The organism is Micromonospora sp. CA-248212 (assembly GCF_050948405.1).
Taxonomy (GTDB): domain Bacteria; phylum Actinomycetota; class Actinomycetes; order Mycobacteriales; family Micromonosporaceae; genus Micromonospora.
On the sequence record NZ_CP192023.1, the window covers coordinates 637,750 to 650,867 of the forward strand.

Below are 13,118 nucleotides of genomic sequence, written 5' to 3' on the forward strand. Positions count from 1 at the left end.
GACGGCCCGGGTGGAAGAAGCACCACCTCGCCCGCTGGGCGAGTTTCACCAGCAACGCTCCTTCCAGGAGAGGACAGCACCCCATGCTGCGCGTACGCAAATCCGGAGTCGGCTGGGCGGTGGCCCTGGCCCTCACGGCCGCCGGCCTGACCCCGGCGAGCCCGGCCGTCGCCCGACCCGCCATCGACTGGCACCCCTGCGCCGAGGACACCCCCGAGGAGGAGCCGCCCGTCGCGGAGGCCCCGCCCGAGTGCGGCAGCCTGTCGCTGCCGGTCGACTGGAACCGGCCACGGGGGGAGCGTTTCGAACTGGCGTTGGCCCGCCGGGTCGCCACCGACCCGGCCGCCCGACAGGGCACCCTGGTCTTCGGCCCGGGCGGGCCCGGCGACAGCGGGGTCGACCGGGTGGTGAACGGCAGTTCCCGGTTCAGCGCCGACCTGCGCCGCCGGTTCGACATCGTCAGCTTCGACCCGCGCGGCACCGGCGGCAGTCACCCGGTGCGCTGCTCCCGCGACCTGCTCGCCAGGCAGCCCCAGGTGATCGCCGACCAGGCCCAGTTCGACGCCACCCTGACCAACAACGCGCTGCTGCGCGCCGACTGCCGGGCCCGTACCGGCGCGCTCTACGACCACGTGGACACGACGAGCGCCGCCCGTGACCTGGACGCGGTCCGTGCCGCGCTCGGCGAACGGCAGCTCACCTTCCACGGCAGCTCGTACGGCACCCTGCTGGGCGAGCGGTACGCCGAGTTGTACCCCGACCGGGTGCGGGCCATGGTGCTGGAGGCCGCGATGGACCACAGCCTGGAGACCCGCGCCTTCCTCGACACCCAGGCCGTCGCCGCCGAGGACGCGTTCGACGAGTTCCTCGACTGGTGTGCCCGGTCCGCCGACTGCGTCCTGCACGGTCGGGACGTGCGGGCCATCTGGGCCGGGCTGCACGACCGGGCCGAGGCCGGCACGCTGACCGACCCGGACCGGGCCGGTGCCCCGCTGGCCCCCTTCGAGCTGAGCCGCCTCGCCCACAAGCGGCTCTACGAGACCGACCGGTGGCCGGGGCTCGGGCAGTGGATCGACAAGCTGGCGGGTCCCCCGACGCCGGGCGTCACCACGCTGGCGGACGACGCCGTGGTCCCGTACCCCTTCGCGGTCTTCTGCCAGGACTGGAGCCTGCCGGTCCGCGACTACCGCGAGTACGACGCGCTGCTGCGCCGCAGCGCCCGGCTCGCGCCCGACCTGCGCTACCCGCCGGCGCTGTTCGCCCTGGTCACGTGCCTGGGTACGCCCACGGTCGCCAACCCTCAGCACCGGCTGCGGGTACGCACCGACGTGCCGCTGCTGATCGCCGCCACCGTGCACGATCCGGCGAGCGGCTACGCCTGGGCCCGCGCGGTGGCCCGGCAGTTGGGTCGGCACGGGGTGCTGCTCACCTACCAGGGCTGGGGGCACGGCAGCTACACCACGAGCCCGTGCGTGGGGCGAGCCGTCGACTCGTACCTGATCGATCAGGTCGTGCCGGCGCGGCAGGCGAGCTGCCCGGCGGTCGGCGTGTGACGGGCGGGCGGCGCGGTGGTCACCGCCGCGCCGCCAGTCGGGTGGCGCGCAGCTCCAGGTAGCGCTGCTCGGGCAGGCTCGTGGTGCCGCGCGCCGCCGCCAGGTACGCCTCCCGCGCCGCCGCCGGCTCGCCGGCCAGCTCCAGCAGGTGCGCCCGCACGGCCGCGAGGCGGTGGTGCCCGGCGGTGCGCTCGTCGGCGTCCAACGGGCCGAGCAGGTCGAGCCCCGCCCGGGGCCCGTCCACCATCGCCACCGCGACCGCCTGGTTGAGCGTGACCAGCGGGTTCGGGGCGATTCGGCCCAGCAGCCGGTAGAGCGCGACGATCTGCCGCCAGTCCGTCTCCGCCGCCGTCGCCGCCTCCGCGTGCACGGCGGCGATGGCGGCCTGCAGCTGGTACGGGCCGGGCGGCGACCAGGTCAACGCCTCGGTGATCAGCGCGACCCCCTCCGCGATGGCGGCGGCGTCCCAGCGGGAACGGTCCTGTTCCGTCAGCGGCACCAACTCCCCGTCCGCGCCCACCCGTGCCGCCCGGTGCGCGTCGGTGAGCAGCATGAGCGCCAGCAGCCCGGTGACCTCGCCGTCGTCGGGCAGCAGCCCGTGCAGGACGCGGCCGAGTCGGATCGCCTCGGCCGTCAGCTCGGCCCGGCGCAGGTCCGGCCCGCTCGACGCCGTGTACCCCTCGTTGAAGATCAGGTAGAGCACCCGCAGCACCGTCCGCAGCCGCTCCTCCCGCTCGGCCGGTCCGGGCATGGCGAACCGTGCGCCAGCCGCCTCGATCCGCTGCTTGGCCCGCCGGATGCGCTGGCTCATGGTCGCCTCCGGCACCAGGTGCGCCCGGGCGATCTGGGCCGTGCTGAGGCCGCCCACCGCGCGCAGCGTGAGCGCCACCTGCGCCGAGGGGGCCAGCGCCGGATGACAGCAGAGGAACAGCAGGGTCAGCGTGTCGTCCGCGTCCGGCACCGCCGGCTGCGCGTCCGCCGGAGGCGCCACCTGGGCGTACGCCGGCTCGCGCAGCGCCACCGCGACCTCGCGCTGCCGGCGGGCGCTCTCGCTGCGCCACTCGTCGGTGAGCCGGCGGGTCGCCACGGTGAGCAGCCAGGCGCGCGGGTTGTCCGGTACGCCCTGCCCGGGCCACTGCGTCGCGGCGGCCAGCAGCGCCTCCTGGACCGCGTCCTCGCACCTGTCGAACTGGCCGTGCCGACGGACCAGCAGGCCGAGGACCTGCGGCGCGAGTGTGCGCAGCAGATCCTCGACCGTCCGGTCGTCGGTCACATCTCCGTCCCGGCCTCGTCCATGATCGGGCGGACCTCCATCGCGCCGCCGTAGCGCACGTCCGGCCAGCGGGCGGCGATCTCGGCGGCCCGTTGCGGGCTGTCGCAGTCCACGGCCAGGTAGCCGGCGAACTGCTCCTTGCTCTCCATGAACGGCCCGTCGACGATCTCGGGTTGACCGCCGGCCAGCCGGACCGTCTGCGTCTGCGACGGGTCGGCCAGCGCCTGGCCGCCGATCAGCTCACCGGTCTCGGCCAGCTCCTTCATGATCTCGTCGACCTCGCCGAACAGGGCGGTGCGGTCCTCCTCGGTCAGCCCTTCGGTGAAGCCGGGCCGGTTCCAGATCAGCAACATGTACTTCACGGGGATGCTCCTCGGTTTCTGGTCGCGCCCCGGCTGGGGTGCGGCTCACCGGAGGGTCGGAGCCGTCACCCCGTTCCCTACCGCCTACCGAAGAAAATCGCAGAAACGTCCGGCCGTGGCGCTCCCACGCCGGGCGGATCAGGGTCGGCCCGGCACCTGCCGAGGCGTGGAGCCGCCGCCGACGTCCAGGGACGCCCGGTCGGCGGCCGAGGTGCCGGACGACCAGCCCTCGGCGTCGCGCACGCTGAGCCGGTGCCGGGTCACGCCGGGGAACAGCGTCTCCAGCCGCTCCCGGACCGCCTCGCCCCGCGCGGCGAGCACCGGCAACAACCGATCCGCCCCGGCTTCCGTCTGCCCCGCCGCCTCGGTCGCCGCGTCCGTGGCCGTGCGCAGCCGCTCACCGATCCGCAGCGCGAACGCGTTGAGGAAGGACTCGTCCCACACCTTCGTCCGGCGGCCCGACCCCGGTCGACGCTCGGCCCGCCCGCGCAGCATCGCGGCCGTCGCCTGCACCAGCAGCGACGTGTAGAGCAGCTCCACCGCCACGAGGTCCGCCGGCCACCCCAGCACGGTGGTGAAGCCGAGGTCGTCGGACCAGATCGCCTCACACCGGTTCGCCGCCGCCACCTCCTGCACGAGCAGCGCCTTCGCCCCGGCGTACGGGGTCTCCACGCCCAGGCGCACCCCGCTCGGCACGTCGCCCCGCTCGGTGCCGGCCGCCAGCAGCGCCTCGTCGATGCTGTGCCGGGCGATCAGCTCCTGCGCCTTGCCGGTCAACGCCTCCGCCTCGGCCGGGAAGGTGGTCGACTCCGCCTTCGCCAGCAGCGCGCGTACCCGGTCCAGCATCGGCGACCCGCTGCGGGCCGTACCGGCGGCGCGGGGGAGCGCCGCTCCGGTCGATCCCGGCGGCGGGCGCAGCACCGCGATCGGCGGCAGGCTCTCCACCAGCGCGAGTACGTCGACCGCCGCGCGCAGCGCGTCGACCCGGTCCAGCCCCTCCGCGCGGGTCCAGTCGGCCACCAGGTCCTCCGGGCCGACGTCCCGGCCGGCCTTCGAGCCCTGGCCGGCGTCCCGGCCCCGGCTGGCCTTCGAGCCCTGGCCGGCGCTTGAGCCCTGGCCTGCGGCGTCCCGGTCCTGGGCGGCGAGCACGCGGAGCTGGTCGTCCCACCAGGCGGGGACCGGCTCGGCCTGCTCGCGTCGCTGCGCGGCCAGCGCGTCGCGGACCAGTCGGGCCGCGCCGGCGTCGAGCCGACGCCGGACGATCCGGTGTACGTCGACCGGCTGCCAACCGCGCGGCCAGAGCCGCCCGAGGCCGCGAATCAGTCGTCGCGCCAGGGCGGCGTCCACCGCCGTCGCGCCGTCCGCCGTTCCGGTGCCGACCATCAGCCGGTCGAGCTGCCGTTCGGTCTGTCGTACGTCGGTGCCACGCACCGCCGCCAGCGCGTCGGCGACGAGGTCCTCCGCGTCCGGCACCGGCACCTCCTCGGCCCAGGCGGCCCACAGCGACCCGCCCCCACCATGATCATGCCGTCCCCCACCCCGGACACCCAAAACAGAAAGTCGACCCCGCCCGTTAGGCGGTGATCAAGAGGTTTGCGTCAGGGTGCAGCCGTTTTCTGACGCCAACCTCTTGATCAACTCTGGGAAGGGCTGGCGGCCAGGGCGGCCGACAGCCGGCGGAGGAACGCGCGGATGTCGTCCTCGCTGTGGGGCGTCCCGGCCTGGTCGTTGAGCGGGTCCGGGTAGCGCAGCGCCTGATCGATCGCGTCCCGCGTCTCGGCCCGGTCGCCCGGGTAGAGCCCGGCGTCCACCCCTTCGGCGACCCGGGTCACCACCGCGTCGTCGAGCGCGCTGTCGAACTGGACCCCGTACAGGATCCCGTTGACGTGGCCCTTCCAACTGTCCGTACCCATGCACTGACTCCCCCCGGACCGTCGGTGCACGACCGTATCAACGCGACACCGGCACGGCTGTCCCGCCGGCTACGGCCAGGTGGTCAGGATCTCCTCGACCGGCGACGCGTCCCGCTCCGGATCGGGCGCCGGGACGGGCGGCCCCGTCGGCGTACGGTCGAAGCGCGGCGCCGGTGCGGGTTGCACCTCGCCGTCCACCTCGACGAACGTGCCCCGGGCCGCGTTGTGCGGGTGCCGGTGCGCGTCGCCGGGGGCGAGCACCGGGGCGACGCAGGCATCCCGCTCGGCGAAGACCGCCGTCCACTCGTCCCGCGTCCGCTCGGCGAACCGCTCGGTGAATACCCTGCGCAGCTCGTCCCAGCCGCTCGGGTCGTACTGGTGGGGCAGGTCCGCGTCGGTGAGGCCGAGACCGGCCAGCAGTTCGCCGTAGAAGGCCGGTTCCAGCGCGCCGACGGCCATGAAGCCACCGTCGGCCGTGGCGTACGTGTCGTAGAAGGGCGCTCCTCCGTCGAGCAGATTCCGCCCCCGCGGGGCCGCCCACCGGCCGGTGCCGAGCAGCCCGTGCAGAAACGAGGTGAGCAGCGCCGAACCGTCGACCATGGCCGCGTCGACGACCTGGCCGAGGCCCGAGCGCTCCCGTTCGAGCAGCGCGGCCAACACGCCCACGGCCAGCAGCATGCCGCCACCGGCGAAGTCGCCGATCAGGTTCAACGGCGCGTGCGGGCGCTCACCGGCCCGGCCCAACGGTTCCAGCGCTCCGGCGACCGCGATGTAGTCGATGTCGTGGCCGGCCCGTGCGGCCAGCGGGCCGTCCTGACCCCAGCCGGTCATTCGCGCGTACACCAGACGCGGGTTGCGGTCCCGGCAGACGTCCGGGCCGAAGCCGAGGCGCTCGGCGACCCCCGGCCGGTACGCCTCGACCAGCACGTCCGCCCGCTCGACGAGACGCAGCAGGTCCGCCACACCGGTCGGGGACTTCAGGTCCAGCGCGGTCAGCCGCCGGCCGCGCTGCAACGGTCCTCCGCTCGGCGCGGCCAGCCGACCGGCCCCCGGGCCGCCCGGCCGGTCGACGCGCACCACGTCCGCTCCGAGGTCGGCGAGCACCATGCAGCCGAACGGCGCCGGCGCGAGACTGGCCAGCTCGACCACCCGTACGCCGGCCAGCGGTCCGCCTCGCGACGATCCGTCCGTGCCGCGCGTGGACGCCTCAGAGGGCACGGGCGATCAGCTCCTTCATGATCTCGTTGGTGCCGCCGTAGATCTTCTGTACCCGGGCGTCGGCGTACATGCGGGCGATCGGGTACTCCGTCGTGTAGCCGTACCCGCCGAAGACCTGGAGGCACCGGTCGACGACCTCGCACTGCCCGTCGGTGAGCCACGACTTGGCCATCGCGGCCGTGGCGACGTCCAGGTCGCCGCGCGTGTGCCGGACGACGCAGTCGTCCAGGAAGACCCGACTGACCCGGGTACGCGTCGCACACTCCGCGAGCACCATCCGGGTGTTCTGGTGGCCCATCAGCGGCTTGCCGAAGGCGGTGCGCTCCTTGGCGTACGCGACGGTCAGCGCCACCGCCCGTTCCATGGCCGCCACCGCGCCGACGCCGATGACCAGGCGCTCCTGCGGAAGCTGCTGCATCATCTGGACGAAGCCCAGCCCCTCGACGCCGCCGAGCAGGTTGGCCGCCGGCACCCGGAACTCGTCGAAGAACAGCTCGGCCGTGTCGTTGGCGTGCAGCCCGATCTTGGACAGCAGGCGGCCGCGACGGAACCCCTCCGGGTCCCCACCCACCTCGCAGACCAGCAGTGAGATGCCGGCCGCCCGTTGCTCGGGGTCGGTCTTGACCGCCACGATGACCAGGTCGGCCAGACCGCCGTTGGTGATGAACGTCTTCGCGCCGCTGACCAGGTAGTCGTCGCCGTCACGGACCGCCCGCGTCCGCATCGCCTGAAGGTCCGAGCCGCCGTCCGGCTCGGTCATCGCGATCGCGCCCACCAGTTCACCGCCGCACAGGCCGGGCAGCCACCGCCGCTTCTGCTCCTCGCTGCCGTACGCCACGAGGTAGCCGGTGACGATGCCACTGTGTACGGCCAACCCGAGGCTGCCCTCCCCGGCGTACGCCTGCTCGTGCAGCACCACGGCCTCGTGGGTGAAGTCGCCGCCCCCGCCGCCGTACTCCTCGGGCACCGACGGGCCGAGCAGTCCCAGCTCACCCGCGCGGCGGTAGTGCTCGCGGTCCGGGTGCCCCTGCGCCAGCAGCCGTTCGGAGTGCGGCAGCACCTCCTTGGTGAAGAAGGCGCGGGCCAGCTCGGCGAGGTCGTCGTGTTCGGGCCGCCGCCAGGGCGCGGGGGAGCCGTCGGGCGTGGGCATGGCACCACCCTCGCGCCCTGTTGGCAGCATGTCAATAAGCCCTCAACGCCTTGATCGACTCCGCTTCCATGAAGTCGGGCCATCCGCCCGAGCAGGACACCCCGCCTTGCAGGAAATCGAGTCGATCAAGCGGCCTGCCCGGGTGAGGATCGTGCCATGAGAGCAATGCCGCCGGCCCGGCTCGACGGAGCCCAGGTCACGCTGGTCGCCAGCCTCGCGCCGGGGCAGTTGGCGACCGGGGCGACACGGCACTCCGTCAGCAACTTCGCGGAGGTTGTCGCCCATCTCGCGATCGCTCGCTACGACGAGGCCGACGCGGACTTCTACCTCTTCTACTGCACGGGCGACTGGCAGGTCTTGACGGACACGTGCCATTCGACAGAGGCAAAGGCGGTCGCTCAAGCGGTGTTCGAGTTCGGAGACGTGACGTTCACGCGGTCTGTGAGGGAGGGCTGCTAAGCCCGCATGCGACCCTCATGGACCCCCGCACCGGGTGATCCACTCCAGATTGGCGATGTGGCGGTATTCAGGCGATCGGATACGCCCAGGTCGGCGATCTCGTGTGGATCAGCCGCCAGATGGGTGCTACTCGGCCTCGTCGCCGTCGGTGGGGCGTGGCGGGCGGTGCTCGGCGATCCACGCCTCCACGTCAGCACGCAGCCAGACCTTCATGCCCCGCAGCTCCTGGTAGGGCTTCGGGAAGCTCGGCCGCATCGCGAGCTGCTGGAATCGGCTTCGGGACACGTTCAGCCGTTGACCGATCTCATACGGCCCCATCAGCTCGCCCGGCCCCTTGTCGCCCACACCTGGACACTAGGCACGTTCGCGTATCCCCAATCGGTGGTCCCCGAATGGGGCTCCCCATCTTGACAGGGGGTTCCAGTGAGGGCGAGAGTGGTCGTCGGAGGCGGCCTGCTGCGGATCGGGCCGGGTGGGCGCGGTGCGGCGAGAGGTGGGCGCGATGGATCAGGCGACGGAGTTGGCGTGGTTGCGGGAGCGGGTCGGGGGACTGGAGACTGCGTTGCACTGCGCACGGCGGGAGCTGTTCGACCTGCGGTGTCGGCTGACGTTGATCGGCCGGGTGGTGCGGGACGTCGACCGGGTGCAGCGCGCGCCGGGAGTGGCGGTCGGTGCGATCAACGCGGCGCTCTACTCCGAGCCGTCAAACCTGCGGCACCTCGGCCGACACCTGGTCCGCCGTCACCGGCTCCGGTGATCACTTGATGCTCACCAGTTGCCAGGAACGCCCGCCGAACTGGTGAGCATCAAGTGATCACTGCCCGGAAGGTGCGCACGCCCCACCGCCTCCGCCGGGCGTCGGGGGAGACGGAATCGAGACGGAGACGGTGGGGCGCGGGTCTCCTAGCGCGGGTGCTTCGGCGGGGTCGGGAACTGGCTCAGCAGCACCGCCACCTCCTGGCGCAGGGTGCCGAGGTACGGGTGGAAGGCGTCGCCGGGGCACTCGGTCGGGTCGGCCCCGATGGTTGCCCAGTCCCGGTGCCCGGAGATGACGTCGACCGTGCCACTCGCTCCGCTGACCGGGTTGACGTAGTCGGTCCGGCCGGCGGGGGCGAGTCGACCCGCGGCGGCGAGGCCCGCCAGGACGAACACCAATGACCGGTGCGCGGCGGCGCTGGGCTGGCGGGACGTGAACCGGCCCAGCAGGCAGACGCCGATGTTGCCGGCGTTGTAGCCGCCGACGTGCGCCGCGTTGACCATGAGCGGCCGGCGGTCGCTGCCGAGGCCCGGCCCGTACACCGGGAGGGGTCCCGGATCGGAGTAGCGGCCCTCGTAGATCCGCCCCGCCTCGTCGATCAGCAGGTGATAGCCGATGTCGCCGAACTCCTGGAGGACGCACTGGTCGTAGTAGATGGCACGGACCGTCGCGGCCGGGTCCGGGTCCTCGTTGTGCTCGTACACGCCGCTGTGGTGGACGGTCAGCGTCTGCACCGGAAAGAACTCGGCCGGCCACAGTTCGCTGCCGTCGTCGGCGAGGCGCAGCGACTCGTCCGCACCCCACCGGGATCGGGGCAGGTACGTCGGCTTCCGGCCACCTCGCGGAACCGGAAGGTTGTTCGTTCGCGGGTTGGCGACCGTCCGCCGGGGCCCGTCGACCGTGTTCAGCTCGGCGACGGTGGCGTCGGAGCCGTCGGCGGTCTGCACCTCGTACGCGGTCGCGCCGTTGGCGACCACGACGTTCGAGCGGGCCGCTGGCCGGCCGCCGTCCCGGCCGTTCTGGCACGCGTTCAGCTCCAGCCAGTCGCTCCACCCCTTGCCGGTGCGCAGGCGTACCGCCGCCGAGGGGCCGCCGTGCCGGATGGACAGGTGGGTCAGCGGGATGGCCGGCGAGGTCACCACCGTCCTGCTCATCAGGCGACCGCGCCGAGCGGCCAGCGGAGATGTCACTTCGGCGGAGGTGGCCGGTGCTGCCGTCGCGGAGCCGGCGAACGTGCCGGCGGCCGACAGGCCCACCGCCGCGCCGGCCGCGCCGGAGAGGACTCGACGTCGAGAAACCACAGTTGTGCTCCCTTGCTTGGTGCGCCAGGCGTCAGCCGGCATGCCGGCCGACGGCCCGGGGCCGTGGTGCCCTGGCGAACCCTGCGGATACATCGCCAGGATGGGGCACTACAGAGGCTAAAACGGCACTCTGGACTTTTGGTTTATTGCCACTGGAGAGCCGCACGAACTCGTTACCTAGCGTGATCATGGCGAGGGCGTGGCCGGCCGGGCGCTGCCGCTAGGGTCGGGCAGATGAGTGTCGAGACCGCTCCTCGCCGCCGCCGGCTGGAGCCGGACGCCCGGCGCGGCCAGATCCTGGCCTGCGCGGTCCGCCTGTTCGGCGAGCAGCCGTACGCCGACGTGTCGACCACCGACGTGGCCCGGGAGGCGGGCGTCGCCCGAGGGCTGGTCAACCACTACTTCGGCACCAAGAAGGACCTCTACCTGGAGGTCGTCCGGGTCATGGTGACCATTCCGGAGGTCGCCCTCGAACGACTGCCCAAGGGTGATCTGCGGAACCGGGTTGACGCCAGCGTCTCGTGGTTCCTCGACGTGGTGTCCCGGCACAGCACGTCGTGGCTCGCGGCGGTCACCGCCCGGGGGATGGGCGGCGACGCCGACGTGGAGCGGGTGCTCGCCGAGGCCGAGGAGGTCGCCGCGGACCGGATGCTGGTCGCCGTCGGGCTGGCCGACGAGGCCGAGGACCACGAGGAGTTGCGGGGAATGGTCCGGGCGTACTGCGGGCTGGCGACGTCCACCGCCCGGGAGTGGCTCCAGCGCGGCGCGTTGACCCGCGCCCAGGTTCACCTGCTGCTCACCACCACGCTGCTGGCCATCGTCGAACAGGTCATCCCGCAGGTCATCGCCGCCGACGAGCCGCTGGGCCCGGTCGACCCCCGCGCCTAGTCACCCGCCCCACAGCGGGCAGGTCCTTGGGGACGACGCCCGACAGCGGAGCAGGCCCCGCGGGCAACGCCCGACGGACGGCAGGCCTCCCGGGCGACGCTCCGCCTCCCGGGCGGCGACCCTGCCCGGCTCAGGCCGCCTGGCGGTCGCCCGTCCGGTCGGCGCGCGTGGCCCGACCGGTCCGCGCCGCCGGGGCAGCGTGCCGGTCGGCGGCCTGCCCGGGGTACGCCCCCGCGTTGACCACCCGCAGCGGCCGTTCGCCCTCCTCGGTGCCGAAGCGCCAGCGCGACGGCGTGGGCTGCCGCTGCGGCGCGGGCCCGCCGGGACGCAGCCCGGGGCGGGACAGCAGCACGGTGATCAGGTAGCCGACCACCAGGAAGCCGTGGCTGACCAGCCGCTCCCCGCTCACCGACCCGGTGGCCAGGTCGTTGACCGAGAGCAGCAGCAGGGTGCCGACGAACGCGCTGAGCATCGGCAGCAGACCCGCCGGTGGGCTGCGGCGTACCGCCACGAAGAGGAAGCCGGCCCCGACCGCCACGTTCCAGGCGGCCGACTCGTGCCACAGGTGCTGGCCGGAGGCGTGCAGGTGCTCCGCGGCCGCTCCCCGGCCCACCTGGGCGAGGCCGAGCACCAGTTGGACCGCGCCGAGCAGCCCGAGCGCCGCGCGCAGCCCGACGACCAGGGTGCCGCGTCCGGGCAGGTGGAGCCGCCACCGCGACCGGCGGGCCGCCGGCGCGTCGTCCGCCCCGGCCCCGGCAGCGCCGCCGATGGCGGCCATGATCGCGTCGGTCCGGTCGGGGACATCAGTGACCAATCGGGTACGAACGCGGCGCGTCACCGCCGCCGCCGTCGCGAACCAGGCCCGGCACGTGGCGCACTCGTCCAGGTGCCCCTGCGCCGCCGCCCGTTCGTCGGCGGTCTCCTCCCCGTCCAACTGCGCGGACAGGATCTCCCGCCACTGCTCACACCCCATGTGTGGGTAGTCGGTCCGCGCGTCGCTCCGGTTCCCGGCGGTCGTCACCCGTTGTGGAATACTCGCCCGATCATGACGCGCTACGGCCTGCTGATCCTGCCCGCCACCAACCGGGTGTACGCCCGATCCGCCATCGACCTCACCCGGGCCGAGCTGGAGATCTTCGGCCGCTCGGCGCTCGACGGCCGGATCGGCGAGCTGGACACCGAGGTCGTCGGCGGCGCGACGTACGTCACGTTCGCGGGTGACGGGCTGACCGAGCGGGATCTGGCCGTCCTGGGCAACCTCTCCGCCGGGTACGCGCTGTTCGAGATCGTCGGTGACCTGCTGCGCCCGGTCGAGTGGAGCCGGCTGGACCGGTACGACGACGACCTGCTCACCATCCAGAAGTACGTGGGCAAGACCAACGAGCAGTTCACCAAGCTGCTGCTCAACGTCACCCTGCTCGCGTCGGACTGGGCCGGCGAGCTGACCGACCGTCGGTTCCGGGTGCTCGACCCGCTCTGCGGTCGGGGCACCACCCTCAACCAGGCGCTGATGTACGGCTTCGACGCGGCGGGGATCGAGCGCGACCAGAAGGACGTCGAGGCGTACCGGGCCTTCGTCACCACCTGGCTGAAGCAGAAGCGCGTGAAGCACCGGGTGCTGGAATCGGGGCCGGTGCGGCGCGAGCGCAAGGTGGTCGGCCGGCGGGTACGCATCGAGCTGGCCCCGACCCGCGAGGAGCACAAGGCGGGCCGCACGCAGTTGCTGGACGTGGTCAACGCCGACACCACCCGGGCGGGCGAGTTCTTCCGGCCGGAGACCGTCGACGTGGTGGTAGCCGACGCCCCGTACGGCGTACAGCACGGCAGTCGTACCGCCGATCAGGGTCTGTCGCGCGACCCGCTGGCGCTGCTCGCGGACGCCGCGCCGGTCTGGGCGCGGTTGCTACGGCCCGGCGGCGCGCTCGGCATCTCGTGGAACACCCACGTCGCGAGCCGGGACGACGCGGCGGCGGCGCTGGCCGACGCCGGCCTGACCGTGGTCGATGACGAGCCCTACCGCGCGTTGCGGCACCGGGTGGACCAGTCGATCATGCGCGACGTGCTGGTGGCCCGCCGCCCGGCCTGACCGGCCCGGCTCCTCTCCTCGGTCTCGGACCGTCGGGTTTGTGCCGCATTTCACCTGATCAGGTGCGTGCGTGAAAACCGCGTCAAGAAAAGGTTCGCCGCCGTCATGGTCGCGTTATGGCCCGTGCCGTCTGAGGCGCACGTGGGCTTTGCTTGCCC

The 13,118-nt window shown here is 73.3% G+C and carries 14 protein-coding genes; 5 read left to right on the forward strand and 9 right to left on the reverse strand.

All coding sequences use genetic code 11. The features are described 5' to 3' along the window. The first annotated feature begins 83 nt into the window (after window positions 1-83). The gene (locus ACQP03_RS03010; protein ID WP_357124074.1) at window positions 84-1,553 is read left to right on the forward strand and encodes an alpha/beta hydrolase; all 1,470 of its coding nucleotides are present in this window, start codon (window positions 84-86) and stop codon (window positions 1,551-1,553) included. A gap of 19 nt (window positions 1,554-1,572) precedes the next feature. Here ACQP03_RS03010 and ACQP03_RS03015 read toward each other — a convergent pair whose 3' ends face one another. The 6 genes from ACQP03_RS03015 to ACQP03_RS03040 form a co-directional block, all read right to left on the reverse strand. Beyond that, entirely contained in the window at window positions 1,573-2,826 is a 1,254-nt protein-coding gene (locus tag ACQP03_RS03015) for an RNA polymerase sigma factor (protein WP_357124077.1), read from the reverse strand. Further along, on the reverse strand, window positions 2,823-3,179 hold the full coding sequence (locus ACQP03_RS03020; protein ID WP_357124669.1) for a YciI family protein: 357 nt from the start codon (window positions 3,177-3,179) through the stop codon (window positions 2,823-2,825). Before ACQP03_RS03020 ends, ACQP03_RS03015 begins: the two co-directional genes overlap by 4 nt. A 147-nt stretch (window positions 3,180-3,326) precedes the next feature. Then, entirely contained in the window at window positions 3,327-4,661 is a 1,335-nt protein-coding gene (locus tag ACQP03_RS03025; protein ID WP_357124080.1) for a DUF2786 domain-containing protein, read from the reverse strand. A 161-nt stretch (window positions 4,662-4,822) separates the two neighbouring features. Beyond that, entirely contained in the window at window positions 4,823-5,101 is a 279-nt protein-coding gene (locus ACQP03_RS03030) for a hypothetical protein (RefSeq protein ID WP_357171962.1), read from the reverse strand. A 69-nt stretch (window positions 5,102-5,170) separates the two neighbouring features. Then, window positions 5,171-6,319: a CaiB/BaiF CoA transferase family protein gene (locus tag ACQP03_RS03035; protein ID WP_433460185.1), complete on the reverse strand. Its 1,149-nt coding sequence runs from the start codon at window positions 6,317-6,319 to the stop codon at window positions 5,171-5,173. Continuing rightward, on the reverse strand, window positions 6,309-7,469 hold the full coding sequence (locus ACQP03_RS03040) for an acyl-CoA dehydrogenase family protein (protein WP_357124089.1): 1,161 nt from the start codon (window positions 7,467-7,469) through the stop codon (window positions 6,309-6,311). Before ACQP03_RS03040 ends, ACQP03_RS03035 begins: the two co-directional genes overlap by 11 nt. 156 nt (window positions 7,470-7,625) lie before the next feature. On the opposite strand from ACQP03_RS03040, the gene ACQP03_RS03045 reads away from it, so the two are divergent. Further along, window positions 7,626-7,928 carry a hypothetical protein gene (locus ACQP03_RS03045; protein ID WP_357124092.1) on the forward strand — a complete coding sequence of 101 codons (303 nt, stop codon included), beginning with the start codon at window positions 7,626-7,628 and terminating at the stop codon, window positions 7,926-7,928. A gap of 126 nt (window positions 7,929-8,054) precedes the next feature. Here the strand turns inward: ACQP03_RS03045 and ACQP03_RS03050 are convergent, their stop codons facing one another. Beyond that, window positions 8,055-8,273 (reverse strand): helix-turn-helix transcriptional regulator, encoded by a 219-nt coding sequence (locus ACQP03_RS03050; RefSeq protein WP_357124095.1) that lies wholly within the window; start codon window positions 8,271-8,273, stop codon window positions 8,055-8,057. Between the two features lie 157 nt (window positions 8,274-8,430). On the opposite strand from ACQP03_RS03050, the gene ACQP03_RS03055 reads away from it, so the two are divergent. Next, the gene (locus ACQP03_RS03055) at window positions 8,431-8,685 is read left to right on the forward strand and encodes a hypothetical protein (protein ID WP_357124098.1); all 255 of its coding nucleotides are present in this window, start codon (window positions 8,431-8,433) and stop codon (window positions 8,683-8,685) included. A 146-nt stretch (window positions 8,686-8,831) separates the two neighbouring features. Here the strand turns inward: ACQP03_RS03055 and ACQP03_RS03060 are convergent, their stop codons facing one another. Next, on the reverse strand, window positions 8,832-9,986 hold the full coding sequence (locus ACQP03_RS03060) for a peptidoglycan recognition protein family protein (RefSeq protein WP_357124101.1): 1,155 nt from the start codon (window positions 9,984-9,986) through the stop codon (window positions 8,832-8,834). Between the two features lie 234 nt (window positions 9,987-10,220). On the opposite strand from ACQP03_RS03060, the gene ACQP03_RS03065 reads away from it, so the two are divergent. Next, the gene (locus ACQP03_RS03065; RefSeq protein WP_357124104.1) at window positions 10,221-10,874 is read left to right on the forward strand and encodes a TetR/AcrR family transcriptional regulator; all 654 of its coding nucleotides are present in this window, start codon (window positions 10,221-10,223) and stop codon (window positions 10,872-10,874) included. A 130-nt stretch (window positions 10,875-11,004) separates the two neighbouring features. Here ACQP03_RS03065 and ACQP03_RS03070 read toward each other — a convergent pair whose 3' ends face one another. After that, the gene (locus ACQP03_RS03070) at window positions 11,005-11,847 is read right to left on the reverse strand and encodes a zf-HC2 domain-containing protein (protein WP_357124672.1); all 843 of its coding nucleotides are present in this window, start codon (window positions 11,845-11,847) and stop codon (window positions 11,005-11,007) included. 72 nt (window positions 11,848-11,919) lie between these two features. On the opposite strand from ACQP03_RS03070, the gene ACQP03_RS03075 reads away from it, so the two are divergent. Further along, window positions 11,920-12,960 carry a TRM11 family SAM-dependent methyltransferase gene (locus ACQP03_RS03075; protein ID WP_357124106.1) on the forward strand — a complete coding sequence of 347 codons (1,041 nt, stop codon included), beginning with the start codon at window positions 11,920-11,922 and terminating at the stop codon, window positions 12,958-12,960. Window positions 12,961-13,118 lie beyond the last annotated feature (158 nt).